This window comes from Bordetella genomosp. 7 (assembly GCF_002261415.1).
Lineage (GTDB): Bacteria > Pseudomonadota > Gammaproteobacteria > Burkholderiales > Burkholderiaceae_B > Bordetella_A.
In genome coordinates, this window is record NZ_NEVI01000023.1 from 249,294 (window position 1) to 275,719 (window position 26,426).

Here is a 26,426-nt window from a genome sequence, read left to right on the forward strand (position 1 = left end):
AAAACGGCAAGGAGCAATCCTTGCCGTTCTCATGTCAGGGCGGCGTACCGCCCTGCTGCACCATTAGATGATGCGCACCGCTTCGACCAGACGCACCACGCTCCACGACTTGGAACGCGAGATGGGACGGCCTTCCGCGATTTCGACAGTGTCGCCTTCGTTGTACTGGTTCGACTCGTCGTGCGCCTTGTACTTTGCGGAACGCATGACGATCTTGCCATAGATGGGGTGCTTGACGCGGCGTTCGACCAGAACGACCACAGTCTTGTCCATCTTGTTGCTGACGACCTTGCCAACCAGCGTACGCTGGCGCTTGGGTTGAGTAGTTTGAGTTTCGCTCATGATTATTTCCCTGCCTTCTCGGTCAGCAAGGTACGCACGCGCGCGATGTCGCGCCGCACGTTGCGCAGCTGGCTGGTGTTGGCAAGCTGCTGCGTGGCCTTCTGCATGCGCAGACCGAATTGCGCCTTCAGCAGGCTTTCGAGTTCTTTACCGAGCTCGGCGGCGTCTTTCGAACGGAGTTCGCTGGCTTTCATTGTGTACTCCTTAAGCACCGATATGACGCGCGACGAACGTGGTCGAGATCGGCAGCTTGGCCGCAGCCAGGCGGAACGCCTCGCGCGCCAGCTCTTCGCTCACGCCTTCCATTTCGTAGAGCACCTTGCCGGGTTGGATTTCGGCGACCCAGAATTCCGGGTTGCCTTTACCGTTACCCATCCGGACTTCGGCAGGCTTTTGCGAGATCGGCTTATCCGGGAAAATGCGAATCCAGATACGGCCGCCACGCTTGATGTGACGGTTGATGGCACGACGAGCGGCTTCGATCTGGCGAGCGGTCAGACGGCCGCGGCCAGTGGCCTTCAGGCCGAACTCACCAAACGAAACGTTGGTACCGCGCGAGGCCAGGCCAGTGTTGCGGCCCTTGTGCTCTTTGCGATATTTTCTGCGAGAGGGTTGCAGCATGGTTATTCTCCTTCAGGCGCCGGAGCAGCGTCCGCCTTGCGGGGACCACGGCCACGGCCACCCGGACGACCGGGACGGCCGCCATCAGGGCGGTCGCCACGCGGCGCGCGACGCGGACGGCGTTCTTCTTCACGCGGGGTAGCGGCTTCGGGCGGCAATTCGCCGTTGGCCAGCATGTCGCCCTTATAGACCCAGACCTTGATGCCGATCACACCATAGGTGGTGTGGGCTTCCGAGGTGCCGTAATCGATATTGGCCTTCAGCGTGTGAAGCGGCACACGACCTTCGCGATACCACTCGGTACGTGCGATTTCGATACCGTTCAAACGGCCCGAGCTCATGATCTTGATGCCCTGGGCGCCCAGGCGCATGGCGTTCTGCATGGCGCGTTTCATGGCGCGGCGGAACATGATGCGCTTTTCGAGCTGTTGGGCGATCGAATCGGCGACCAGCTGGGCATCGGTTTCCGGCTTGCGGATTTCCTCGATGTTGACGTGCACGGGCACGCCCATCAGGCGCTGCAGGTCGACCTTCAGGCTTTCGATGTCTTCGCCGCGCTTGCCGATCACCACGCCCGGACGAGCCGAGTAGACGGTGATGCGGGCATTCTTGGCGGGGCGCTCGATGATGACGCGGCCAACCGAGGCGCTCTTGAGTTTTTTCTTCAGGTACTCGCGAACGCGGATGTCTTCGGCCAGCATGCCGCCGAAAGCTTTGTCATCAGCGAACCAGCGCGAGGACCAATTACGGGTGACCGCGAGACGGAACCCAGTGGGGTGAATTTTCTGACCCATCGTGACTCCTTAGGCTCCGACCTTGACCGTGATGTGGCAGGTCTGCTTCTCGATGCGGTTACCACGGCCCTTGGCGCGAGCCGAGAAACGCTTCATCGATTGCGCCTTGTCGACGTAGATCGTGGTGACCTTCAGTTCGTCGATATCGGCGCCGTCGTTGTGTTCGGCATTGGCGATGGCGGACTCGACAGCCTTTTTCAGGATGCCGGCGGCCTTCTTGGGGGAAAAGGTGAGGATGTTCAGCGCCTGAGCGACCGACTTGCCACGGATCAGATCCGCGACCAGACGGGTCTTCTGCGCCGAAATGTGTACCCCACGGATAACGGCAGTAGTTTCCATCGCTTACCTCTTCGCCTTCTTGTCCGCAGCGTGGCCCTTGAACGTACGGGTCAGCGCGAACTCGCCGAGCTTGTGACCGACCATGTTCTCGTTGATGTAAACGGGAACGTGCTGGCGGCCGTTGTGCACCGCGATCGTCAGGCCGATGAACTCGGGCAGGATCGTGGAACGGCGCGACCAGGTCTTGATCGGCTTCTTGTCTTTGCCCGCAACGGCCGAGTCCACCTTCTTGATGAGATGGGCGTCGACAAACGGGCCTTTCTTGATCGAACGTGACATAGTGTTCGCCTCTTACTTGCGCTTGCGCCGTTGGACGATCATATTGTTCGTCCGCTTGTTGCGACGGGTCTTGTAACCCTTCGAGGGCGTGCCCCACGGGCTGACCGGTTCGCGTGCTTCGCCGGTGCGGCCTTCGCCACCGCCGTGCGGGTGATCCACCGGGTTCATGGCCACGCCACGAACGGTCGGACGCACACCGCGCCAACGCATTGCACCGGCCTTGCCGATCTGGCGCAGGCTGTGTTCTTCGTTACCGACTTCACCGATGGTGGCACGGCACTCGATATGCACGCGACGGACTTCGCCCGAACGCAGACGCACTTGAGCGTAGGTGCCTTCACGGGCCAGCAGCACCGCCGACGCGCCAGCCGAACGCGCCATCTGGGCGCCCTTGCCGGGGATCATTTCGATGCAGTGGATCGTGGTACCCACCGGGATGTTGCGGATCGGCAGGGTATTGCCGGCGCGGATGGGGGCTTCGATGCCCGACACCAGCGTGGCGCCCACTTCCAGGCCGCGCGGCGCGATGATGTAGCGACGCTCGCCGTCGGCGTAGCACAGCAGAGCGATGTGCGCCGTACGGTTGGGGTCGTACTCAAGGCGTTCCACCTTGGCCGGAATGCCATCCTTGTTGCGACGGAAGTCGACAACGCGGTAGTGCTGCTTGTGGCCACCGCCACGATGACGCACGGTGATATGGCCGTTGTTGTTACGGCCCGAACCGCGGGTCTTCTTTTCGAGCAGGCCGGCGTAGGGCGCGCCTTTGTGCAGGCTGGCGTTAACCACCTTCACCATGCCGCGGCGGCCAGCCGAGGTCGGTTTTACTTTGACGAGGGCCATTTACTTCACCTCCGCAAAGTCGATTTCCTGGCCTTCCTTGAGCGCGACATAGGCCTTGCGCTCGTTGCGACGGCGACCCACGAAGCGGCCAAAGCGCTTGACTTTGCCCTTACGGTTGAGGACCTGCACGGACTCGACCTGCACCTTGAACAGCAGTTCGACGGCAGCCTTGATTTCCGGCTTGGTGGCATCGGCCACGACACGGAAAGCGAATTGCTGATTCTTTTCGGCAACCATGGTGGCCTTTTCGGTCACCACAGGAGCCAGAATGACTTGCATCAGGCGTTCGGCGTTCATCCCAGCATCTCCTCGAGTTGAGCGATGGCCGGCTTGGTGATCAGCACCTTCTTGTAGTGGATCAGCGACAATGGATCGGCGTAACGCGGTTCGACCACGGCAACGTGCGGCAGGTTGCGCGTGGCGAGGTAGATATTTTCGTCAACGTTGTCGGTGATGATCAGCACCGAATCCAGACCCAGGGTCTTCAGCTTGGCCACGGCCAGCTTGGTCTTGGGCGATTCGAGGTCGAACGTCTCGACAACAGCGATGCGGTCTTCGCGGGCCAACTGAGACAGAATCGAACGGATGCCCGCGCGATACATCTTCTTGTTGACCTTCTGGCTGAAGTTTTCTTCAGGCGAGTTGGGGAACGTGCGACCACCCCCACGCCACAGCGGCGACGAGGTCATACCGGCGCGCGCGCGGCCGGTACCCTTTTGGCGCCAGGGCTTCTTGGTGCTGTGCTTGACTTCGGCGCGGTCTTTCTGGGCGCGGTTGCCACTGCGTGCGTTGGCCTGGTAGGCCACGACGATCTGGTGAACCAGCGCTTCGTTGAAGTCGCGACCGAAGATGGTGTCCGGCGCGCTGAAAGTAGCGGCCTCACCTTGGTCGTTCAGGAGCTTGAGATCCATGTTGCTTACGCCCCCTTCTTGGCCGGCGCCTTGATGGCCGGACGCACGACGACATCGCCACCCGCGTGGCCCGGGACTGCGCCCTTGACCAACAGCAGGCCACGTTCGGCGTCGACGCGCACGATGTCGAGGTTTTGAACAGTACGGGTCACGTCGCCCAAGTGGCCAGCCATGCGCTTGCCGGGGAAGATGCGGCCCGGGTCTTGCGCCTGGCCGATCGAGCCGGGCACGCGGTGCGAACGCGAGTTACCGTGCGAAGCGCGTTGCGAACCGAAGTTGTGGCGCTTGATGGTGCCGGCGAAGCCCTTACCGATGGTGGTGCCGGTGACGTCGACCTGCTGGCCGGCCTCGAAGACGGATTCCACGGCAATGACGGCGCCCGGGGTGAATTCGGCCAGACGGGCCGGATCCAGGCGGAATTCTTTCAGGATGCTGCCGGCTTCGGCGCCGGCCTTGGCATAGTGACCGGTTTGCGGCTTGGTCACGCGCGAGGCACGACGAGTGCCATAAGCCACCTGGATCGCGGCATAGCCGTCGGCTTCCAGGGACTTGATCTGGGTCACGCGGTTGTTCGACACGTCCAGCACGGTTACCGGAATGGATTCACCATCTTCGGTAAAAATGCGGGTCATGCCGACCTTGCGACCCACCAGACCCAGCCGGTGCGCGGCGGGCGTGGACGTCGTATTCGACATTGTTTTCTCCATTCCCGACTGCGATTGGTCGGGGCTAATCGGACCGGAAAACAGCTCCGGGCCTACAAATTCAGGTAACCAGCGGCAAGCAACTACAAATAACCGGCCACGGCTTCTGCTGCCAAAACGGCAAGCTGGGCATCATACCATGCTTCAAACCAAGATCGCAAGGCTCTCTTTGCGTGCGCGCCTGGCCGGGCATGTGGGCGTGGGGCCGCGCGTGCCTGGCGCAACCCGGCATGCACAATGCATGCGGCATCCGGCAAAACAAAATGGCCGTACCCGCGAGGGACGGCCATTTACTGTGCGGTATCGACGCGAGACGCAGGTGCGGACGCGTCGCGACCCACCTTATTACTGCAACGCGATTTCCACGTCGACGCCGGCCGGCAGATCGAGACGCATCAGGGCGTCCACGGTCTTGTCGGTGGGATCCACGATGTCCATCAGGCGCTGGTGCGTGCGAATCTCGAACTGGTCGCGCGACGACTTGTTCACGTGGGGCGAACGCAGCACGTCGTAGCGACGGATGCGCGTGGGCAGCGGCACGGGGCCACGAACCACGGCGCCAGTACGCTTGGCGGTATCGACGATTTCTGCCGCCGACTGATCGATCAGCTTGTAGTCGAAAGCTTTCAAGCGGATGCGGATCTTCTGGTTTTTCATGGTGATTCCTAAAGAACGAAAGACGAAGGCGGTAGAAGAGGACCCGCCGCCTTCGCTGGTGAGGGATCGCCTTAGGCGATGATCTTGGCGACGACGCCGGCGCCGACGGTACGGCCGCCTTCACGGATGGCGAAGCGCAGACCTTCTTCCATGGCGATGGGCGCCAGCAGCTTGACCGTCATCGACACGTTGTCGCCCGGCAGCACCATTTCCTTGTCCTTGGGCAGTTCGATCGAGCCGGTCACGTCCGTCGTGCGGAAGTAGAACTGCGGACGATACCCGTTGAAGAACGGCGTGTGACGGCCGCCTTCTTCCTTGGACAGGATGTACACCTCGGCGGTGAATTCCGTGTGCGGCGTGATCGAACCCGGCTTGGCCAGCACCTGGCCACGCTCGACGTCTTCACGCTTGGTGCCGCGCAGCAGAATACCCACGTTGTCGCCGGCCTGGCCTTGATCCAGCAGCTTGCGGAACATTTCCACGCCCGTGCACGTCGTCTTGACCGTCGGCTTGATGCCCACGATTTCGATTTCTTCGCCAACCTTGACCACGCCGCGCTCGACGCGGCCCGTGACCACCGTGCCCCGACCCGAGATCGAGAACACGTCTTCCACAGGCATCAGGAACGTGCCGTCAACCGCGCGCTCCGGCGTCGGAATGTACGTGTCCAGCGCCTCGGCCAGCTTCAGAATCGCCTGCTCGCCCAGCTCGCCCTTGTCGCCTTCGAGCGCCAGCTTGGCCGAACCCTTGATGATCGGCGTGTCGTCGCCAGGAAAATCGTACTTCGACAGCAGCTCGCGCACTTCCATTTCCACCAGCTCGAGCAGCTCGGCGTCATCAACCATGTCGGCCTTGTTCAGGAACACGATGATGTACGGCACGCCAACCTGGCGGCTCAGCAGAATGTGCTCACGCGTCTGCGGCATCGGGCCGTCTGCGGCCGAACACACCAGGATCGCGCCGTCCATCTGCGCCGCGCCCGTGATCATGTTCTTGACGTAGTCAGCGTGGCCCGGGCAGTCAACGTGCGCGTAGTGACGCGTATCCGTCTCGTATTCAACGTGCGACGTGTTGATCGTGATGCCACGCGCCTTCTCTTCCGGCGCCGCGTCGATCTGGTCGTAGCCGCGGGCTTCCCCGCCGAACTTCGTCGACAGCACCGTCGTGATCGCCGCCGTCAACGTCGTTTTGCCGTGGTCAACGTGACCAATCGTACCCACGTTCACGTGCGGCTTGGTACGTTCAAACTTGCCTTTTGCCATGATCTTGTCCTTTGACTTTCAAGGAAACTGGGATGATTTGCCACGCTTCCGGATCACGGAAGCGTGGCGACGGTTATTTACTTGGCCCGAGCGGCGATGACTTCGTCAGCGACGTTCTTCGGAGCTTCAGCGTAATGCTTGAATTCCATCGTGTAGGTAGCACGACCCTGCGTCAGCGAACGCAGGTTGGTGGCGTAGCCAAACATCTCGGCCAGGGGAACCTCGGCCTTGATCGCCTTGCCGCCGCCGACCATGTCTTCCATACCCTGCACCATGCCGCGCCGCGAGGACAGGTCGCCCATCACGGTGCCGGCGTAGTCTTCGGGGGTTTCGACTTCAACGGCCATCATGGGCTCGAGCAGCACGGGGCTGGCCTTGCGCATGCCGTCCTTGAAAGCCATGGAAGCGGCCATCTTGAACGCGTTTTCGTTGGAGTCGACGTCGTGGTACGAACCGAAGAACAGCGTGACCTTGACGTCCACCACCGGGTAGCCGGCCAGCACGCCGGCCGGCAGGGTTTCCTGGATGCCCTTGTCGACTGCCGGGATGTACTCGCGAGGCACCACGCCGCCCTTGATGGCGTCGACGAACTCGTAGCCGCCGCCCGGGGGCAGAGGTTCGAGCTTGAGCACCACGTGGCCGTACTGGCCGCGGCCGCCCGACTGCTTGACGAACTTCCCTTCGATTTCGTCGCAGGTCTTGCGGATGGTTTCGCGGTAGGCCACTTGAGGCTTGCCGACGTTGGCTTCAACGCCGAACTCGCGCTTCATGCGGTCAACCAGGATTTCCAGGTGCAGTTCGCCCATGCCCGAGATGATGGTCTGGCCGGATTCTTCGTCGGTACGCACGCGGAACGACGGGTCTTCCTGGGCCAGGCGCGACAGGGCCAGGCCCATCTTTTCCTGGTCGGCCTTCGACTTGGGCTCGACGGCCTGCGAAATCACGGGCTCGGGGAACTCCATGCGCTCGAGCAGGATGTGCGAATCGATGTCGCACAGCGTTTCGCCGGTGGTGACGTCTTTCAGGCCCACCACGGCGGCGATGTCGCCCGCCAGAACTTCCTTGATTTCTTCGCGGTTGTTCGCATGCATCTGCAGCAGACGGCCGACGCGTTCTTTCTTGCCCTTGATGGGGTTGAAGACGGTGTCGCCCGAACGCAGCACGCCCGAATACACGCGCACGAAAGTCAGCTGGCCCACGAACGGGTCGCTCATCAACTTGAACGCCAGCGCAGACATTTTTTCGCTGTCGTCGGCCTTGCGCGAGACTTCGTTGCCGTCGTCGTCCTGGCCACCGACCGGCGGAATGTCGATCGGCGAGGGCAGGTAGTCGATGACCGCGTCGAGCATGCGCTGCACGCCCTTGTTCTTGAAGGCGGTGCCACACAGCATGGGCTGGATTTCGCCAGCGATGGTGCGCTGGCGAATGGCAGCGTTGATCTCGGCTTCTTCGAGCGAACCGGTTTCGAGGTACTTGTTCATCAGTTCCTCGGTGGACTCGGCGGCAGCTTCGACCAGCTTTTCACGCCATTCGCTGGCGGTGTCTTGCAGTTCGGCCGGGATGTCGTGGTATTCGAACTTGGTGCCCTGGCTGGCGTCGTCCCAGATGATGGCTTTCATCTTGACCAGGTCGATGACGCCCTTGAAGGAATCTTCGGCGCCGATGGGGATCACGACGGGCACGGGATTGGCGCGCAGGCGGGTCTTGAGCTGGTCGTAGACCTTGAAAAAGTTCGCGCCGGTGCGGTCCATCTTGTTGACGAAGGCCAGGCGGGGCACGCCATACTTGTTGGCCTGGCGCCACACGGTTTCGGACTGGGGCTGAACGCCACCCACCGCGCAATACACCATGCAGGCGCCATCGAGCACGCGCATGGAACGTTCGACTTCGATGGTGAAGTCAACGTGTCCCGGGGTGTCGATGATGTTGATGCGATGCTCGGGGTAGTTACCAGCCATGCCGCGCCAAAACGCCGTCGTAGCTGCCGACGTAATCGTGATGCCGCGCTCTTGCTCTTGCTCCATCCAGTCCATGGTGGCTGCGCCATCATGCACTTCGCCAAGCTTGTGGTTGACGCCGGTATAGAACAGGATGCGTTCGGTCGTGGTGGTTTTCCCTGCATCGATGTGCGCAGAGATGCCAATGTTGCGATAGCGCTCGATCGGGGTTTTGCGGGCCATGGTAGGGGTGTCCTTAACCTTAAATTACCAGCGGAAATGGCTGAAGGCCTTGTTGGCCTCGGCCATCTTGTGCGTGTCTTCGCGCTTCTTCATCGCGGCGCCACGACCTTCGGAGGCATCGACGAGTTCGCCTGCCAAGCGCAGGACCATCGACTTTTCGCCGCGCTTCTTCGCGGCTTCGCGCAACCAACGCATAGCCAGTGCCAGGCGGCGCACGGGGCGCACTTCAACCGGCACTTGGTAGTTGGCGCCGCCCACGCGGCGGCTTTTCACTTCGACGATCGGCTTGATGTTGTTGATCGCCAGGCTGAAGACTTCGATCGGCTCTTTGCCGGTCTTGGCCTGCACTTGCTCGAGCGCGCCATAGACGATGCGCTCGGCGACGGCCTTCTTGCCGTCCAGCATGACGACGTTCATGAACTTGGCGAGCTCGACGCTGCCGAACTTGGGATCGGGCAGAATCTCGCGCTTGGGTACTTCGCGACGACGGGGCATATTGCTTCCTTGTGTCAGTTCAGTTGAACCATGTCTTTTGACATGGCCACGGCCGCCCATCGGGACGGCCCCTTACGTGCCGCGCACCGTCCCGGCAAGGGGTTGGCGCGGTTGCACAGTGTTGGCGACGCTTGCGCGCAGCCGGGTACAGCAAAAAACGGGTAAGGCGTATCAGGCCTTTTTCGGGCGCTTGGCGCCGTATTTGGAGCGAGCCTGCTTGCGATCCTTGACGCCTTGCAGGTCGAGCGAGCCGCGCACGATGTGATAACGCACACCCGGCAGGTCCTTTACACGACCGCCGCGCACCAGCACAACCGAGTGCTCTTGCAGGTTGTGGCCTTCGCCGCCGATGTACGAAATGACTTCGTAGCCGTTGGTGAGGCGCACCTTCGCAACCTTACGGAGAGCGGAGTTCGGCTTCTTGGGGGTGGTGGTGTACACACGGGTGCACACGCCGCGACGCTGCGGGCAGTTTTCGAGCGCGGGGCTCTTGCTCTTGATGATGCTGACTTCGCGCGGCTTGCGCACGAGCTGGCTAATGGTAGGCATGACCTTTTAAATCCCTTTTACGTACCACTGGTAAGTACTTTGTGTACTCTTGTCGCTATTGGGCTGCCCTGGGCTGGGCCGACACCGCCAGCGAGAGGCAGTTCACGCAAAACCGCCTCAAACGTTCCGTACGTAAAAGAGCGGGTCTTGCAAACAAAACACATAAAGCCGGCTGCCACAGGCTGGCCCGATTTTATGCGCAAATAATGCAGTAAGCCCTTCAGCTTAACCCAGATCGCAGTTCGTGTCAAAGCACCCTGCGCCCGCCCGGCCAGGGCGGCGCGTCAAGGGTTGGCGAACAGGTAGCCGCTGCCGTATACCGTGCGGATGGGCAGCGTGGCGCCGGCCAGTTCGGCCTTGCGCCGCAGGCGGCTGATGATCACATCGATGCTGCGCGCACCGCCGGTGCGGCCGACATGGGCATCGGATTCGAGTTTTTGATTGAGTTCGGCGCGCCCGACCGCGTGTCCGGCGACCTCGAGCAGCGCCTGCACCACCAGGCGTTCGTTGGCAGACAGCGAAATGCTGACGCCCGTGGGCGATACCAGCGTCCAGTTCTGGTCGCGCATTTCCCACCGGCCGGCGAACTTCGTATCAAGGTCCGAAAAAGGGGCCGGTTCGATCGAACTCCCCGGCAGGCGGCGCGCCAGCGCCAATAGCACACAGGTCAGCTCCCGGCTGTCGGCCGGGTGCTGCAGGCAGATGTCGGCACCGCTTTGCAGGCAGCGCAGCCGGCCTTCGACGCCCGCCGTGCAACCCGTCACGACGATGCCCAGTGCCGGCGAGGCCCGAAGACGCGACACCAGCGCATAACCGATTTCCCCAAGCTGGTTGATATCGAGAACCGTTGCATCGTAGTGCTCGGACTCGAGCTGCCTGAAGAGCTCGAGCGGGGTGGCGCACCCTTCGGCCGCGATGCCTGCCTGAGAGAAAACCGACACGGTCTGCTCGCGGATTGTTGCGTCGGGCGCCATGATGAGTACGTTGAGTTGCTTCATACCGTTGTCCCTAAAGATCGCCGGCCCTTATTTGCGCTGCGGCATGTCGGGGCAGATGCGATATTTCTGAGACAGTGTGACGCTAAGTTGCGCGACAACGTAGTCAATCTTTGTCAACTTGACGTTGCTTGACGATCACAATGTTGCAAGAGTCTATTAAGAGCAACGGCGCGTTATCATTGCACTGCGGTATCGAGTTACGAAGCCCGTCAGCTTGAAAAGGCCCTTATGCTCTCTACAGCGCCAAAGCCTATGCGCGTCGCCTCGCTTGAAGACGACCTTGATCAAGCGCGATATATCCAGCAAGTTCTTACCAATGCGGGATATTCCTGCCAGAGTTTCCCGCGCAGCCGGGATCTGCTGGCAGCCGCGCGCAGCCAGCAGCCCTTCGACCTGATCATCCTGGACTGGCAGGTTCCGGACATGGCCGGCGACGAAGTGTTGCGGCAATTGCGCGCCACCCTGGGAATGCAGACGCCCATTATCTTCCTGACCAGTCGCGACCAGGAAGCCGACCTGGTCCAGGGGCTGCAGGCCGGCGCCGACGACTACGTCACCAAGCCGTTGCGTCCGGCGGAGTTGCTGGCCCGCATCGGGGCCCTGCTGCGGCGCAGTCGCGCCGCGCAGCCGGATCACACGCCGTTCTCCGTGGGAACGTACCGCATCGACCCGCTCAATCGTGTCATTTCGCTCAATGGCACGGATGTCTTGCTTGCCCCCAAAGAATTCGAGCTGGCGCAGCTTTTCTTTCGAAACGTGGGCCGCCTGCTTTCGCGCGAGGTGCTGGCCGAAAGTGTCTGGAACCGCGAAATTCCCGCCACATCCCGGACATTGGACACACATTTGTCCAATATTCGCCAGAAGCTCCAGTTGCGGCCGGAAAACGGGGTGCGCCTGGCGTCGTCATATGCGCTGGGATATCGGCTTGAACTATTGAGCGAAGGTGCAGGCGCACCACACACGCCAGGCCCCCGCTGAGCCTGCGCTATCCGGAGACTTTTTACATGATCTCGCGTCCGACGCGTATATTTGTATGGGCGTGGCTGACAATGACCTGCAGCCTCGCCGCGGCCCAGCCCCTGGGCGCGCTGGGAGACGACTTCGTCTATCGGGTCCGCGCGGGAGACACCCTGATCGGCCTGGCAGGCGCCTATACCCGCAATGAAGCAAACTGGAGCGTCCTGCAGCGGCTGAACTCGGTGACCGACCCCCACCGCTTGATGGTGGGCCGCGAGTTGCGCATTCCATTTTCAATGATCCCCGAGCGGCCGGCGGCGTCCCAGGTCGTGCACGTCAGCGGGGCAGCCAGCGTCGACGGCGCGCCATTGCGCGTGGGCATGACAGTCGCCGAAGGCGCGGTTATTACCACGGCGCCCAACGGCTTTGTCACGTTGCAACTGGCCGACGGCAGCAAGGTCACCCTGCCGCAGCAGGGCACCACGGAGCTGCAACGCTTGCGCCAGTTCGACGGATCCGAGCTTACGGACTCCATCCTGCGGGTGGAAAGCGGCGTCGTGGAGTCGCATGTGGCGCCATCGGGACAGGGGGTAGGCCGCTTCGAAGTGCGTACCCCGGTCGCCGTGACCGGCGTGCGCGGCACTCGCTTTCGTGTGCGCGCCGACACGCAAGGCGTGCGCAGCGAAGTCATCGACGGCAGCGTGCGCCTGCATTCCCATGCGTCCGGCCACAGTCCGGGCGCCGCCGTGGCAGTCAACCGGGGCCACGGTGCGGCGGTGGGCGCCGATGGCGTCTTGAAGGGCGTGCATACGCTGCTGCCGGCGCCGACGGTCGGCGAGCCCCAGAAGGCCGGCTCCGGCCAATGGACAGCCGCGGTGTCGCCGGTGCCCGGAGCGGTAGCGTACCGGGTCCAGGTATCGCGCGATGCCGAAGGCCTGGAGCTCACTTCGTCGCAACGCTTTGCCGGCACCGACATTCGGTTTTCCGCGCCCGGCAGCGGTGTCTATTTCGTGGCGGTGCGGGCCATCGACGCAGCCGGAATCGAAGGCAGTGACGCGAAACTGCAGTTCGAAGCCACCAATGTGCTGACCACTGCATGGGGTTTCCCAGTGTCGCTGGAACATGGCGGCGTAGTCACCCTGGCAGACTACTGATACGCGCGACCCTGCCATGCCGTCCCGGGCGCCCCACCTCAAGTGCAGCCAGTATTCCCGGCCGCTACTGACCTTGCTGCTGGTTGCCCTGACCGCGTTGGCCGGGGCGCTCAACGGGCTCGGACGCACCGACCAGTTGGCATACGACCGCGCCCTGTCGCTGGCTGGCCGGCCCGCGCCTGCGGACGTCGTGCTGATCATGATCGACGATGAAAGCCTGGCCGCGCTGGGGCGCTGGCCGTGGCCTCGTGCGGTACATGCGGCGTTGCTGGATCGCCTGCACGATGCGCGCGCGGTCGGGCTGGACATCGTCTTTGCAGACGCCGACGAGGCGCGCCCGGAAAGCGATCGGGCCTTGGCTGAGGCCATCGCGCGGCACGGCCGTGTCGTATTGCCGGTGGTGCTGGACAATCTGGAAAGCGCCAGGCGCGTCGAGTTCCCGCTCGCGCCGCTTGCGGACGCCGCTGCGAGCCTGGGTTTTATCAACATCGTTCCCGATGCCGACGGGGTGGTCCGCCATGCGACCTGGAACCATGGCGCAGAAGGCCGGCCGTGGCGGCACTTCGCCCTGGCAATGCTGCAAGCCGGCGGCCAGGATCGGCTGGTTCAGGATTTCCTGCGCCACTTGCCAGGCGAGCCGACCTTTATTCCGTATATCGGCGCCCCCGGCCATTTCTCGATGGTGTCATATTTGTCGGTATTGCGTGGCGATTTGCCGCCGGACTATTTCCGCGACAAGTATGTATTGGTCGGCACATGGGCCACGGGCATGGGCGACATCTTCCCCTCGCCGGTGTCACATCGCGCCAGCGGCATCTCGGGCGTCGAAATCATGGGCACGCTGCTGCAGAGCGTGCGCGAAGGTCGGATATTGCGCACGGCGCCGCCGTGGCTGAGCGCCGCCGCCAGCGCTGTCCCGGTGCTGCTGCTGTGCCTTGCGCTGCCCTGGCTGTCACCACGGCTGAGCGTGCTGTCGGTGGCGGTGTTGCTTGCGTTGGTATTGATCGCGGCAGCGGCTGCCTTGAGCCTGGCTAATCTATGGATCCCGCCGACGGCCGCCCTGCTGGGGGTGGCCGTGTGCTACCCGGTGTGGAGCTGGCGCAGCCAGGAAGCCGCCCTGCGCTACATGGCCGGCGAGCTCAGGCGCCTGCGGCTCGAGTATCCGCCGATCATGCAGGAGGCCGGCACACAGGACATCCGGGTGAGCCGCTCGCTTGACCAGCATGTGGCAGAGCTCGACCAGGCACTGAGCCGGGTGCGCAACCTGCGCCGCTTCTTGATAGACGGCCTGGACGGCCTGCCCGACGCCACCCTGGTAATCGACCAGGCGGGCCGCCTGCAGTTTCGCAACCGGCCTGCCGTCATGTACTTTTTGAACCTGAGCATCCGGCCGCCGCGTATCGGCGGCGAACTCGCGCCGGCGCTGCAACAGGCATTCGACGACCCGTCCACGCGGCAGATGGTCGGCCAGGCCTTGCACGCCCCGCGCCACGACGCACAAACGTCTCACGCAGCGCATTCCCGCATCGAAGTCCGCGACCGCGCCGGCAATGATCTTTTGCTGCGGTGCGCGCCCATCCATACGGCCCGGGGCGACTACGCCGGGCTGGTGGTGTCCTTGAGCGACATTACCGCCATACGCCAGGCCGAGCGGCAACGCGAAGAGACACTGCGCTTCATTTCGCACGATATGCGGGCGCCGCAAAACTCTATCCTGGCATTGGTGGCGCTGAAGCAGTCCGGACAGGGCGACGAACCGGCCGGTGTCACGCTCTCACGCATTGCGCAGCTCGCGCATCGCACCTTGGGGTTGGTGGATGACTTCATCCATCTGACCCGCGCCGAATCCATGGACATCACCCGGGCGCCGCTGGATCTTGCCGACATGGCGCGCGACGTCGCCGACGAGTTCTGGGCCGCCGCCCAGGGGCGCAGGGTTGGCGTGCACGTACAGGCGCCACCAGCCCCCGCGCTTGCTTACGGCGACCACGCGCTGGTCCGCCGCGCCATCTGCAACCTCGTGGATAACGCCATAAAGTACAGTCCGCCCGGCGGCCAGGTTCAGTTGAGCGTGTCCGCCGGAAACGAAGACACCTGGGATCTGGTGGTCCAGGACGCAGGCCCGGGCATTGCGCCGGACGAACAGCGGCGCCTGTTCCAGCCATTTTTCCGTACGGGACAGGCCCATCGATCCGATGTACAGGGCGCCGGCCTGGGACTGGCGTTCGTGAAAACCGTGGCGCAGCGGCACGGCGGCCGCGTTTCCGTGCACAGTGAGACGGGCGCCGGCGCTCGATTCACGTTGACGCTGCCCAAAGCGTTGGACGACGCCATTTACAACGATTGAACGGCCCGAACGGTCCTGGGTGCTAGCGAAACACGTGCGTGATCACGGTGGGTTTGCCTGGCTTGACCTCCAGCGTCGTCCGGTAGGCGGGCTGGGCCGAATTGCGTATCGTCACCTTGTAGCGCCCGGGAGCCAGGCGCAGTGTCTTCAAGGGGGGAGTCACGCCCCTGGAGACACCATTGATCAGGATTTCACCCCAAGGCCGCACGTTGATGCTGACTCGAACGGGCGTAGCCGCCGGCGCTGCGGGCTGGTCAGCCGTGACCGGCTTCGTATCACCGGTGGCGGCCGGGGCCTGCGCCTCCGGTTCGGCAGACGCGGACGCCACCCCCGGGGCTGCGGTGTCCGTCACTCCGTCGGCCAAGGGGCCGGCTGACACCGGGGAGTCAGTCGGCGCGGGAAGGCTGTTGGCTGGCGGCGGCTCGACGGGGGACGGGGCCTCTAGCGAAGGCGACAACGCTCCCGAGCGCACGACGGCAGGCTCGGAGTGAGTGATCACCTTGTTCGGCTTTTCGGTCAGCCGCGTCCACCAATAGACGGCAACGGCAATGGTGGCAAGGCCTAGCAGCGCGGCCTTGCATATCGAGCGCAACTGAAGGCCGCGGCGCGAGGCGTAGACATCGTCGGTCTGGTAAGACGGCTCGGCAGGTTCGGCCGGCTCGGACACTGGCTGCGCCGCGCGTGGCGTCGCAGGCAATGCCAGCAATTCGGCGTACTCGCGCAGCGCCTGCGGCCGGCTGGCAGGCCGCATGGCCAAGCCGGCGTCTATCGCCGCCAGGAACCCGGCGTCGTAGTTGGGCAATTCCTGCGCCGCCAGGGGCCGATATGTGTCATTGACGCGCCGCTCCGGCGCAGCAGGCGGGCGTCGCCCCGTAACCAGCGAGTGCGCCACAGCGCTCAAGGCGTAAATGTCGGTCCAGGGGCCGCGCGGCCATTCGGATGCCTCGGTATACAGTTCGAACGGCGCATATCCCGGCGTAAGGGGTGGAGCATCGGGCGTGCGCGCCGCTGCGGCAAGCGCCATCAAATGCGCTTTGCCGTCTTCGTCCATGCCCACGGAATGCACCGAGATGTCGCCGCACAACCGGCCGTGCTGGTGCAGATCTTCGAGCACCGGGATGAGTTCGGCAATGATGCGTTGAATGCGCTTTTGCGGGACCCCTCCGGCAGTCGTGGCCGCGATCGCACTCAGCGGGCGATGGGCCAGAGGCGCGGCGCCAGCGAAGGGCCCGCGCGGCGATGAAAAACCGGCAGAGGAATACATAACCGAATTAGCGGGATTGATGCTTTCTCGTTGTGCGCCCGTGGCGGCGCCCGATTCCGACGCTAGCAGCGAAGTTTACCGGAGTTACTTTTTATAACGTAAGCTCGCAGTAAGACGCATTATTATCGCGCCGCAACACGCGTTATTGACTCGTACAACGGATATTATCCGAGCATCCCTGGGTGGTTCATTTCACAATGGCTACTCAAGGAACAGGATGTGACTATGTTCCCGACCACCCGTCCCGCAATTGCATATGAATAACCGCGTTGTTTTGCCTGCTTTGCTTTGCGTAGTAGCCCTGCTCGCCGGTTGCGCCGGCATGGGCGCATCAGAGGGCCCCGCCTCGCCCGCTGCCGAAAGCGCCATGAACCACGTCCGCGAGCAATACGCTGCGGGACAGTATGGCGGCGTCATTCGCACGGTCGCCGTATCGGGCGACATCGCCACCGCACCCAAATCGCTGCGCATCGAGGCTTACAAGCTGCAGGCCTTCAGCTACTGCGTGCGTGACTTTGCACAATTGTGCGAAGACACCTTTGTCCGGATCCTGCAGCTGGATCCGGGCTTCACGCTGGCGCCCAATGAAGCGGGCCATCCTCAGTGGGGACCTGTATTCCAGGCCGCCCAGGCGCGCGCGGGCAAGTAGGTCCCCAGGCCCAGAAGCAATCAGCTACAAAAGTAAAAAGGCCGCTGAGTATTCAGCGGCCTTTTATTTGGTGCCGGCCGACTTGCGCCGGCACCGATGGAGGTCAGCCCGAAACTTACTCGGCCGGGCTGTCCTGGCCGTCTTCGGAGTGCGGCGGTTCGACATCCACGGTTACCGGTGCATCTTCGAAGGGGTTGGCCAATTGGCGGGCGGCTTCGCGCTCGGCAGCCTCGATGGCTTCCTTCTCCTTGCGGGCAATGTGATACGCCAAGCCGGTGCCCGCGGGAATCAGGCGGCCGACAATGACGTTTTCCTTCAGCCCGCGCAGATCGTCGCGCTTGCCCATGATGGCGGCTTCGGTCAGGACGCGCGTGGTTTCCTGGAACGAGGCCGCCGAGATGAACGAGTCGGTCGACAGCGAGGCCTTGGTGATGCCGAGCAGTACGTTGTCGTACGAAGCCGGGCGGCCACCATTTGCCGTGACGCGGTCGTTCTCGTTCAAGAGCTCGGAACGTTCGACCTGTTCGCCGGGGATGAAGTCGGTATCGCCCGCATCAACGATGTTCACACGGCGCAGCATCTGGCGAACGATCACCTCGATGTGCTTGTCGTTGATCTTCACGCCCTGCAGACGGTAGACGTCCTGGACTTCGTCGACGATGTAGGTTGCCAGCTTCTCGATGCCTTGCAGGCGCAGGATGTCGTGCGGATCGGCGGGGCCGTCCACAATCATTTCGCCCTTGTTCACCACCTGGCCATCGTGCACGAGCACCTGCTTTTCCTTGGGAATCAGGAATTCGTGGCTGACGCCTTCCAGGTCGGTGATGACCAGGCGCTGCTTGCCCTTGGTGTCCTTGCCGAACGAAACCGTGCCGGTAACGTCGGCCAGCATGCCGGCGTCCTTGGGCGAGCGCGCTTCGAACAACTCGGCCACGCGAGGCAGACCGCCGGTAATGTCGCGGGTCTTCTGCGATTCCTGGGGAATACGCGCCAAGACCTCGCCGACCGACACCTGCTGGCCGTCGCGCACCGTGATCAGGGCGCCCACCGGGAACGAGATGTTCACCGAGTGATCCGTGCCGGCGATCTTGACGTCTTCGCCGTTGTCGTTGACCAGCTTGATCTGCGGACGCATGACGGCCTTGCCGCCGCGCGTCTTGGGCGTAATGACCACGAGCGTCGACAGGCCGGTGATCTCGTCGAGCTGCTTGGCGACAGTGACGCCTTCTTCGATGTTCTCGAAGCGCACCGCGCCGGCGTACTCGGACACGATGGGACGGGTCAGCGGATCCCAGGCCGCCAGACGCGTGCCTGCCTTGACGGCTTCGCCGTCGCCCACCAGCACGGTAGCGCCGTAAGGAATCTTGTGGCGTTCGCGCTCGCGACCGTTGTCGTCGAAGATGGCCAGTTCGCCCGATCGCGAGATAGCCACGCGTTCGCCTCGGGCGTTGGTGACATACCGCATCGTGCTGGCAAAACCCACCTTGCCGTTGGACTTGGTTTCCACCGCGCTGGCCAGGGCCGAACGCGACGCCGCACCACCGATGTGGAACGTACGCATGGTCAGCTGCGTGCCCGGTTCGCCGATCGACTGAGCGGCGATGACACCGACGGCCTCACCCACGTTGACGTGGCTGCCACGGCCCAGGTCGCGGCCATAGCAATGTGCGCACAGGCCGTGGCGGGTTTCGCAAGTCAGCGGCGTGCGCACCTTCACTTCGTCGACGCCAAGCCGGTCGATCAGGTCGACCAGGTCTTCGTCGAGCAGCACACCGGCCGTGATCGCCGTTTCCTGCGTGTCGGGATTGACCACGTCGATCGCGGTCACGCGGCCCAGAATGCGATCGCGCAACGGTTCGATGACCTCACCGCCTTCGACCAGCGCCTTCATGGCGTAGCCTTGGCTGGTGCCGCAATCGTCTTCGGTGATGACCAGGTCTTGCGTCACGTCGACCAGGCGGCGGGTCAGGTAGCCCGAGTTCGCCGTCTTCAGCGCGGTATCGGCCAGGCCCTTACGCGCACCGTGAGTCGAGATGAAGTACTGCAGTACGTTCAGGCCTTCGCGGAAGTTCGCGGTAATCGGCGTCTCGATAATGGAACCGTCGGGCTTGGCCATCAGGCCGCGCATACCGGCCAGCTGGCGAATCTGCGCGGCGGAACCGCGAGCGCCCGAGTCGGCCATCATGTAGATCGAGTTGAACGATTCCTGGCGCACTTCTTCGCCATGGCGGTTGACCACCGGCTCGGTCGCCAGTTGCTCCATCATCGCCTTGCCGACCTTGTCGCTGGCCTTGCCCCAGATATCGACCACGTTGTTGTAGCGCTCTTGCGACGTGACCAGACCCGACGAGTACTGCTTGTCGATTTCCTTCACTTCGCGGCTGGCCTCGGCCAGGATGGTTTCCTTGGCCTTCGGAATCAGCATGTCGCCCATGGCGATGGAGATACCGCCGCGCGTGGCCAGACGGAAGCCCGACTGCATGAGCTTGTCGGCGAAAATCACCGTGTCGCGCAGGCCGCAACGGCGGAACGACTGGTTGATCAGGCGCGAGATTTCTTTCTTCTTCAGCGCCTTGTTCAATACGCTGAAGGGCAGCCCCTTGGGCAGGATCTCGGACAGCAGCGCGCGCCCAACGGTGGTCTCATAGCGACGCACCACGGGCTGTTGCTCGCCATTCTCGTCGCGGTCGTACTCGGTCAGGCGCACGGTGATGCGCGACTGCAGCTCGACCTGGCCGTTGTCGTATGCACGTTGAACTTCGGCAACGTCGGTAAAGAAGATGCCTTCGCCCTGGCCATTGATGCGCTCGCGCGTAGCGTAGTACAGCCCCAGCACGATGTCTTGCGACGGCACGATCGAGGGTTCGCCGTTGGCGGGGAAGAGCACGTTGTTCGACGCCAGCATGAGCGTACGCGCTTCCAGCTGGGCTTCGAGCGAAAGCGGCACGTGCACGGCCATCTGGTCGCCGTCGAAGTCGGCGTTGAACGCCGCGCAAACCAGCGGGTGCAGCTGGATGGCCTTGCCTTCGATCAGCACCGGCTCGAACGCCTGGATACCCAGGCGGTGCAGCGTGGGCGCGCGGTTGAGCATGACGGGGTGTTCGCGAATGACTTCTTCGAGAATGTCCCACACCACCGGCTCTTGGCTTTCCACCAGCTTCTTGGCGGCCTTGATCGTGGTGGCCAGGCCCATCATTTCAAGGCGGTTGAAGATGAAGGGCTTGAACAGTTCCAGCGCCATCAGCTTGGGCAGGCCGCACTGGTGCAGCTTGAGCTGCGGGCCCACCACGATGACGGAACGGCCGGAGTAGTCGACGCGCTTGCCCAGCAGGTTCTGCCGGAAGCGGCCGCTCTTGCCCTTGATCATGTCGGCCAGCGACTTCAGCTGGCGCTTGTTGGCGCCCGTCATGGCCTTGCCGCGGCGACCGTTGTCGAGCAGCGAATCCACCGCTTCCTGCAGCATGCGCTTTTCGTTGCGCAGGATGATTTCGGGCGCCTTCAGTTCCAGCAACCGCTTGAGGCGGTTGTTGCGGTTGATGACGCGCCGGTACAGGTCGTTCAGGTCGGAGGTGGCGAAACGGCCGCCATCCAGCGGCACCAGCGGACGCAGGTCGGGCGGCAGCACGGGCAGCACTTCCATGACCATCCATTCGGCCTTGATGCCCGACTTCTGGAAGCCTTCCAGCACCTTCAGGCGCTTGGAGATCTTCTTGATCTTGGCTTCCGAGCTGGTGGCCTTGAGCTCGCCACGCAGCGTTTCGACTTCGCGGTCGATGTCGATCGTGCGCAGCAATTCGCGCACGGCTTCGGCGCCCATCAGGGCACGGAAGTCGTCGCCATACTCTTCGGTCTTGGCCAGGAAGTCGTCGTCAGACATGATCTGGCCGCGCTTGAGCGGCGTCATGCCGGGCTCGATGACGCACCAGGCCTCGAAGTAAAGCACGCGCTCGATGTCGCGCAGCGTCATGTCGAGCACCATGCCCAGGCGGGACGGCAGGCTCTTGAGGAACCAGATGTGCGCAACGGGGCTGGCCAGTTCGATATGGCCCATGCGCTCGCGGCGCACCTTGGCCACCGTGACTTCCACGCCGCACTTCTCGCAGATGACGCCACGATGCTTCAGGCGCTTGTACTTGCCGCACAAGCATTCATAGTCTTTGATCGGCCCGAAGATCTTCGAGCAGAACAAACCGTCACGCTCGGGCTTGAACGTACGATAGTTGATGGTTTCGGGCTTGCGGACTTCGCCGTAAGACCACGAACGGATTTTCTCGGGCGACGCGATGCCGATCTTGATGGCATCGAACTGCTCGTCTTGCGAGACTTGCTTGAAGAGGTCGAGTAGCGCTTTCATCAGTTACGCTCCAAATCCATGTCCAGGGCGAGCGAGCGGATTTCCTTGACCAGCACGTTGAACGATTCCGGCATGCCGGCATCGATGACGTGGTCGCCCTTGACGATGTTTTCGTATACCTTGGTACGGCCGGTGATGTCGTCGGACTTCACCGTCAGCATTTCCTGCAGGGTGTAGGCGGCGCCATAGGCTTCCAGCGCCCACACTTCCATTTCGCCGAAACGCTGGCCGCCAAACTGCGCCTTGCCGCCCAACGGCTGCTGGGTAACCAGCGAGTACGGGCCGGTGGAACGGGCGTGCATCTTGTCGTCGACCAAGTGGTGCAGCTTCAGGTAGTGCATGTAGCCCACCGTGACGGGACGTTCGAATTTCTCGCCGGTACGTCCGTCGTACAGCCAGGCCTGAGTGCGCGATTCGGTCAGCTGCATGCGCTTGGCGACGTCATCGGGATAGGCCAGTTCGAGCATCTTGCCGATTTCTTCCTCGGTGGCGCCGTCGAACACCGGCGTGGCAAACGGCACCCCGCCCTTGAGGTTGTGCGCCAGCTCGACGACTTCGTCGTCGCTCAGGGTTTCGACATGCGCGCCGGTACCCGTGGTGTTGTACACCTTCTCGAGATAGGAGCGAATGTCCTTGGCCTGCGCCGCGCGCTCGTCACGCATCATGTCGGCGATGCGATGGCCCAGGCCCTTTGCGGCCCAGCCCAGGTGCACTTCGAGCACCTGCCCGACGTTCATCCGCGACGGTACGCCCAGCGGGTTCAGCACGATGTCGGCGGGGGTGCCGTCGGCCATGTGCGGCATGTCCTCGACCGGCGTGATGCGCGACACGACACCCTTGTTGCCGTGACGGCCGGCCATCTTGTCGCCAGGCTGCAGGCGGCGCTTGACGGCAAGGTAAACCTTGATCATCTTGAGCACGCCAGGAGGCAGCTCGTCGCCTTGCGTCAGCTTCTTGCGCTTTTCCTCGAAGGCCAGGTCGAACTGGTGACGCTTCTGTTCGAGCGATTCCTTGGCCTGCTCCAGCACCACGGCATGGGCTTCGTCGGCCAGGCGGATGTCGAACCACTGCCAGCGGTCCAGGTCAGCCAGGTACGCCTTGGTAATGGTGGCGCCCTTGGCCAGCTTGCGCGGGCCGCCATTGACGGTCTTGCCGATCAGCAGCTTTTCGATACGATCGAACTGGTCGTTTTCGACGATGCGCAGCTGGTCGTTGAGGTCCTGGCGATAGCGGCGCAGTTCATCGTCGATGATGGACTGGGCACGCTTGTCGCGCACGATGCCTTCGCGGGTGAACACCTGGACGTCGATGACGGTGCCCACCATGCCCGAGGGCACGCGCAACGACGTGTCTTTCACGTCGGAGGCTTTTTCGCCAAAGATCGCGCGCAGCAGTTTTTCTTCCGGCGTCAGCTGGGTTTCGCCCTTGGGCGTGACCTTGCCGACCAGCACGTCGTCGGCCTGCACTTCGGCGCCGATGTAGACGATGCCCGAGTCATCCAGCCGGTTGAGCTGGGTCTCGGCCAGGTTGCTGATGTCGCGCGTGATTTCCTCGGGTCCGAGCTTCGTGTCGCGAGCCACGACGGTCAGTTCCTCGATGTGGATCGAGGTATAGCGATCGTCGGCCACGACTTTTTCGGAGATCAGGATCGAGTCTTCGAAGTTGTAGCCGTTCCAGGGCATGAACGCGATCAGCATGTTCTGCCCCAGGGCCAGTTCGCCCAGGTCGGTAGACGCGCCGTCGGCCAGCACATCGCCCTTGGCGACCTTGTCGCCACGCTTGACGATGGGCCGCTGGTTGATGTTGGTGTTCTGGTTGGAACGCGTGTACTTGATCAGGTTGTAGATGTCGACACCGACTTCGCCGGCGACGTTTTCGTCGTCGTTGACGCGAATGACGACACGCTCGGCGTCGACGTGGTCAACCACGCCGCCACGCAGCGCCTGCACCGTGGTGCCCGAGTCGACCGCCACCGTGCGCTCGATACCCGTGCCCACCAGGGGCTTCTCGGGACGCAGGCAGGGCACGGCCTGGCGCTGCATGTTGGCGCCCATCAGTGCACGGTTGGCGTCGTCGTGTTCCAGGAACGGAATCAGCGATGCCGCCACCGACACGATCTGCGACGGCGCCACGTCCATGTAGTGCACGTTGGCCGGCGACGTCAGCATGGTTTCGCCCGCTTCGCGGCAAGCCACCAAGTCGTCGACAAAACGGCCTTCATCGTCGAGCGCGGCGTTGGCCTGCGCGATGACGTAGTTGCTTTCTTCGATGGCCGACAGGTAGTCGATCTGGTCGCTGACCTTGCCGTCGATGATGCGGCGATAAGGCGTTTCCAGGAAGCCGTACTCGTTCAGGCGAGCGTACAGCGCCATGGAGTTGATCAGGCCGATGTTCGGGCCTTCCGGCGTTTCGATCGGGCACACGCGGCCATAGTGCGTGGGATGCACGTCACGCACTTCGAAGCCGGCGCGTTCGCGGGTCAGACCACCCGGGCCCAAAGCAGAAACACGACGCTTGTGCGTGATTTCCGAAAGGGGGTTGGTCTGGTCCATGAACTGCGACAGCTGGCTCGAACCGAAGAACTCCTTGATGGCCGCGGAAATCGGCTTGGAGTTGATCAGATCGTGCGGCATCAGGTTTTCGGTCTCGGCCTGGCCAAGACGTTCCTTGACGGCGCGTTCGACACGCACGAGGCCGGCGCGGAACTGGTTCTCGGCCAGTTCGCCCACGCAGCGCACGCGACGGTTGCCCAGGTGATCGATATCGTCGATCTGGCCACGGCCGTTACGCAGCTCGACCAGCACCTTGATGGTTTCAAGGATATCTTCGTTGGTCAGCGTCATGGGGCCGGTGATATCTTCACCGCGACCCAGGCGGCTGTTGACCTTCATGCGGCCAACGCGCGACAGGTCGTACGTTTCTTCGCTGTAGAACAGGCGTTGGAACAGCGCTTCAACGGCGTCTTCGGTAGGCGGCTCGCCGGGGCGCATCATGCGATAGATGGCCACGCGCGCGGCCATCTGGTCGGCCGTTTCATCGGTGCGCAGGGTCTGCGAGATGTACGGGCCACGATCCAGGTCGTTGGTGTACAACGTCTGGATGTTGCGCACGTTGGCCGCGCGCAGGGCGCTGAGCACGCTTTCGGTGATCTCGTCGTTGGCGTGCGCCACGACTTCGCCGGTGTCGGGATCGACGATGTTCTTGGCCAGCACGCGGCCGTACAGGAACTCTTCGGGCACCGAGATGCGCTGGATATTGGCGTTGGCCATATCGCGCAGGTGCTTGGCGTTGATACGCTTGTCTTTCTCGACGATGACGTTGCCGTCGCGATCGGAGATGTCGAAGCGGGCCATTTCGCCTTTCCAGCGCTCGGGCACGAACTCGATCATGCCGCCTTCGCTCTTGATTTCGAAATTGTCGAAATCAAAGAAATGCGCCAGGATGGATTCCGGCGTCATGCCGATGGCTTTGAGCAGGATCGTCACGGGCATCTTGCGACGACGGTCGACACGGAAGAACAGGATGTCCTTCGGGTCGAATTCGAAATCAAGCCACGAACCACGGTAGGGAATCACGCGGGCCGAGAACAGCAGCTTGCCCGAGCTGTGCGTTTTGCCGCGGTCGTGTTCGAAGAACACGCCGGGCGAACGGTGCAGCTGCGAGACGATGACGCGCTCGGTGCCGTTGATGACAAAGGACCCGGTGCCTGTCATGAGCGGAATTTCGCCCATGTAGACTTCCTGTTCCTTGACCTCTTTGATGGTGGGCTTGCTGACTTCGCGGTCGAGCAGCACCAGGCGCACCTTGGCGCGCAGCGGCGACGCGTAGGTAAGGCCACGTTGTTGGCATTCTTTGACATCGAACACCGGCTCGCCCAGCACGTAGCTGACGAACTCCAAGCGCGCCATTCCGTTATGGCTGACAATCGGGAAAATCGACGAAAACGCCGCCTGCAGGCCTTCGCTTGCGCGTTCGGACGGGGGAGTATCCGCCTGCAGGAAAGTTAGGTAGGATTGAAGCTGTGTCGCCAGCAGGAAGGGGACGTTCTGCACGTCTTCACGCTTGGCGAAGCTTTTGCGGATGCGCTTTTTTTCGGTGTACGAGTAAGGCATGAGCACTCCGACTCGAGGTTGCATGGGCCGTCAACCACGGCCCCAGGTGATACGACTCCAGAAAACCCCTCTGTAAAGGTCACCCTGTCAGCAGGGGTTTCCTGGAAACGCAAAAGCCCGGGGACGGCAAACTGCGCTGTCCCCGGGCAGTTGACGCAAGGCTTATTTGACTTCGACCTTGGCGCCAGCTTCTTCCAGCTTCTTCTTGGCGGCTTCGGCGTCAGCCTTGGCAACGCCTTCCTTGACGGGCTTCGGCGCGCCGTCGACCAGATCCTTGGCTTCCTTCAGACCCAGGCCGGTCAGTTCACGCACGGCCTTGATGACGCTCACCTTGTTGGCGCCGGCTTCAGCCAGAACCACGGTGAATTCGGTCTGCTCTTCAGCAGCGGCAGCACCGCCACCCGCAGCGGGGGCAGCCACGGCCACGGCGGCGGCAGCAGCCGACACGCCAAACTTCTCTTCCATTTCCTTGATCAGCTCGGACAGCTCGAGCACGGTCATGCCAGCGATGGCGTCAAGGATTTCAGCTTTGTTCAGTGCCATTTTTCAGAACTCCAGAATTGGATAAATGCCAGGTTGGGTGTCGCTCGGTCGTTCAGCGAGTTCCACGGAGCAGGG

The 26,426-nt window shown here is 62.8% G+C and carries 24 protein-coding genes; 4 read left to right on the forward strand and 20 right to left on the reverse strand.

Annotated elements, in window-relative coordinates:
* Nucleotides 1-63: 63 nt before the first annotated feature.
* The 16 genes from rpsQ to CAL18_RS18185 all read right to left on the reverse strand — a co-directional run bounded on the left by rpsQ (nt 64) and on the right by CAL18_RS18185 (nt 10,971).
* Complete coding sequence (rpsQ, locus tag CAL18_RS18110) at nt 64-342, reverse strand: 30S ribosomal protein S17 (RefSeq protein WP_026639684.1); 279 nt, start codon at nt 340-342, stop codon at nt 64-66.
* 2 nt (nt 343-344) lie between these two features.
* Entirely contained in the window at nt 345-536 is a 192-nt protein-coding gene (gene rpmC, locus CAL18_RS18115; RefSeq protein WP_003806912.1) for a 50S ribosomal protein L29, read from the reverse strand.
* A gap of 10 nt (nt 537-546) precedes the next feature.
* Nucleotides 547-963, reverse strand: a complete 417-nt coding sequence (rplP, locus tag CAL18_RS18120; RefSeq protein ID WP_026639685.1) for a 50S ribosomal protein L16 — start codon at nt 961-963, stop codon at nt 547-549.
* A gap of 2 nt (nt 964-965) precedes the next feature.
* Complete coding sequence (rpsC, locus tag CAL18_RS18125) at nt 966-1,757, reverse strand: 30S ribosomal protein S3 (protein ID WP_026639686.1); 792 nt, start codon at nt 1,755-1,757, stop codon at nt 966-968.
* A 9-nt stretch (nt 1,758-1,766) separates the two neighbouring features.
* Nucleotides 1,767-2,096 carry a 50S ribosomal protein L22 gene (rplV, locus tag CAL18_RS18130; RefSeq protein WP_026639687.1) on the reverse strand — a complete coding sequence of 110 codons (330 nt, stop codon included), beginning with the start codon at nt 2,094-2,096 and terminating at the stop codon, nt 1,767-1,769.
* Between the two features lie 3 nt (nt 2,097-2,099).
* A complete protein-coding gene (gene rpsS, locus CAL18_RS18135) occupies nt 2,100-2,375 on the reverse strand; it encodes a 30S ribosomal protein S19 (protein WP_026639688.1) in 276 nt (91 codons plus the stop codon).
* A 12-nt stretch (nt 2,376-2,387) separates the two neighbouring features.
* A complete protein-coding gene (gene rplB, locus CAL18_RS18140) occupies nt 2,388-3,215 on the reverse strand; it encodes a 50S ribosomal protein L2 (protein ID WP_026639689.1) in 828 nt (275 codons plus the stop codon).
* Complete coding sequence (rplW, locus tag CAL18_RS18145) at nt 3,216-3,512, reverse strand: 50S ribosomal protein L23 (RefSeq protein WP_026639690.1); 297 nt, start codon at nt 3,510-3,512, stop codon at nt 3,216-3,218.
* Nucleotides 3,509-4,126, reverse strand: coding sequence for a 50S ribosomal protein L4 (gene rplD, locus CAL18_RS18150; RefSeq protein ID WP_026639691.1), 618 nt, complete (start codon nt 4,124-4,126; stop codon nt 3,509-3,511). Before rplD ends, rplW begins: the two co-directional genes overlap by 4 nt.
* A gap of 5 nt (nt 4,127-4,131) precedes the next feature.
* Entirely contained in the window at nt 4,132-4,821 is a 690-nt protein-coding gene (rplC, locus tag CAL18_RS18155) for a 50S ribosomal protein L3 (RefSeq protein ID WP_026639692.1), read from the reverse strand.
* Between the two features lie 354 nt (nt 4,822-5,175).
* Complete coding sequence (rpsJ, locus tag CAL18_RS18160; protein ID WP_012251770.1) at nt 5,176-5,487, reverse strand: 30S ribosomal protein S10; 312 nt, start codon at nt 5,485-5,487, stop codon at nt 5,176-5,178.
* Between the two features lie 71 nt (nt 5,488-5,558).
* A complete protein-coding gene (gene tuf / locus CAL18_RS18165) occupies nt 5,559-6,749 on the reverse strand; it encodes an elongation factor Tu (RefSeq protein WP_094797607.1) in 1,191 nt (396 codons plus the stop codon).
* Between the two features lie 77 nt (nt 6,750-6,826).
* The gene (fusA, locus tag CAL18_RS18170; protein ID WP_026639790.1) at nt 6,827-8,929 is read right to left on the reverse strand and encodes an elongation factor G; all 2,103 of its coding nucleotides are present in this window, start codon (nt 8,927-8,929) and stop codon (nt 6,827-6,829) included.
* Nucleotides 8,930-8,953: 24 nt separating this feature from the next.
* Nucleotides 8,954-9,424: a 30S ribosomal protein S7 gene (gene rpsG / locus CAL18_RS18175; protein ID WP_026639791.1), complete on the reverse strand. Its 471-nt coding sequence runs from the start codon at nt 9,422-9,424 to the stop codon at nt 8,954-8,956.
* Nucleotides 9,425-9,595: 171 nt separating this feature from the next.
* Nucleotides 9,596-9,973, reverse strand: coding sequence for a 30S ribosomal protein S12 (rpsL, locus tag CAL18_RS18180; protein WP_005017264.1), 378 nt, complete (start codon nt 9,971-9,973; stop codon nt 9,596-9,598).
* Between the two features lie 284 nt (nt 9,974-10,257).
* Nucleotides 10,258-10,971: a response regulator transcription factor gene (locus tag CAL18_RS18185; RefSeq protein ID WP_094818465.1), complete on the reverse strand. Its 714-nt coding sequence runs from the start codon at nt 10,969-10,971 to the stop codon at nt 10,258-10,260.
* A 252-nt stretch (nt 10,972-11,223) separates the two neighbouring features.
* Between CAL18_RS18185 and CAL18_RS18190 the strand changes: the two genes are divergently transcribed.
* The 3 genes from CAL18_RS18190 to CAL18_RS18200 all read left to right on the forward strand — a co-directional run bounded on the left by CAL18_RS18190 (nt 11,224) and on the right by CAL18_RS18200 (nt 15,429).
* Nucleotides 11,224-11,949 carry a response regulator transcription factor gene (locus CAL18_RS18190; protein WP_170940389.1) on the forward strand — a complete coding sequence of 242 codons (726 nt, stop codon included), beginning with the start codon at nt 11,224-11,226 and terminating at the stop codon, nt 11,947-11,949.
* 71 nt (nt 11,950-12,020) lie between these two features.
* Nucleotides 12,021-13,082 (forward strand): FecR family protein, encoded by a 1,062-nt coding sequence (locus CAL18_RS18195; protein WP_249278437.1) that lies wholly within the window; start codon nt 12,021-12,023, stop codon nt 13,080-13,082.
* A 16-nt stretch (nt 13,083-13,098) separates the two neighbouring features.
* Entirely contained in the window at nt 13,099-15,429 is a 2,331-nt protein-coding gene (locus tag CAL18_RS18200) for a CHASE2 domain-containing protein (RefSeq protein WP_094797610.1), read from the forward strand.
* A 22-nt stretch (nt 15,430-15,451) separates the two neighbouring features.
* Here the strand turns inward: CAL18_RS18200 and CAL18_RS18205 are convergent, their stop codons facing one another.
* Entirely contained in the window at nt 15,452-16,693 is a 1,242-nt protein-coding gene (locus CAL18_RS18205) for a hypothetical protein (protein ID WP_094797611.1), read from the reverse strand.
* Between the two features lie 256 nt (nt 16,694-16,949).
* Between CAL18_RS18205 and CAL18_RS18210 the strand changes: the two genes are divergently transcribed.
* Nucleotides 16,950-17,342 carry a TssQ family T6SS-associated lipoprotein gene (locus tag CAL18_RS18210; protein ID WP_026639795.1) on the forward strand — a complete coding sequence of 131 codons (393 nt, stop codon included), beginning with the start codon at nt 16,950-16,952 and terminating at the stop codon, nt 17,340-17,342.
* Between the two features lie 115 nt (nt 17,343-17,457).
* On the opposite strand, the gene rpoC is transcribed toward CAL18_RS18210, so the two are convergent.
* The 3 genes from rpoC to rplL form a co-directional block, all read right to left on the reverse strand.
* Entirely contained in the window at nt 17,458-21,696 is a 4,239-nt protein-coding gene (gene rpoC, locus CAL18_RS18215) for a DNA-directed RNA polymerase subunit beta' (RefSeq protein ID WP_026639796.1), read from the reverse strand.
* On the reverse strand, nt 21,696-25,808 hold the full coding sequence (gene rpoB, locus CAL18_RS18220) for a DNA-directed RNA polymerase subunit beta (protein ID WP_026639797.1): 4,113 nt from the start codon (nt 25,806-25,808) through the stop codon (nt 21,696-21,698). Before rpoB ends, rpoC begins: the two co-directional genes overlap by 1 nt.
* 162 nt (nt 25,809-25,970) lie before the next feature.
* Nucleotides 25,971-26,351: a 50S ribosomal protein L7/L12 gene (gene rplL / locus CAL18_RS18225; protein WP_026639798.1), complete on the reverse strand. Its 381-nt coding sequence runs from the start codon at nt 26,349-26,351 to the stop codon at nt 25,971-25,973.
* Between the last annotated feature and the right edge of the window lie 75 nt (nt 26,352-26,426).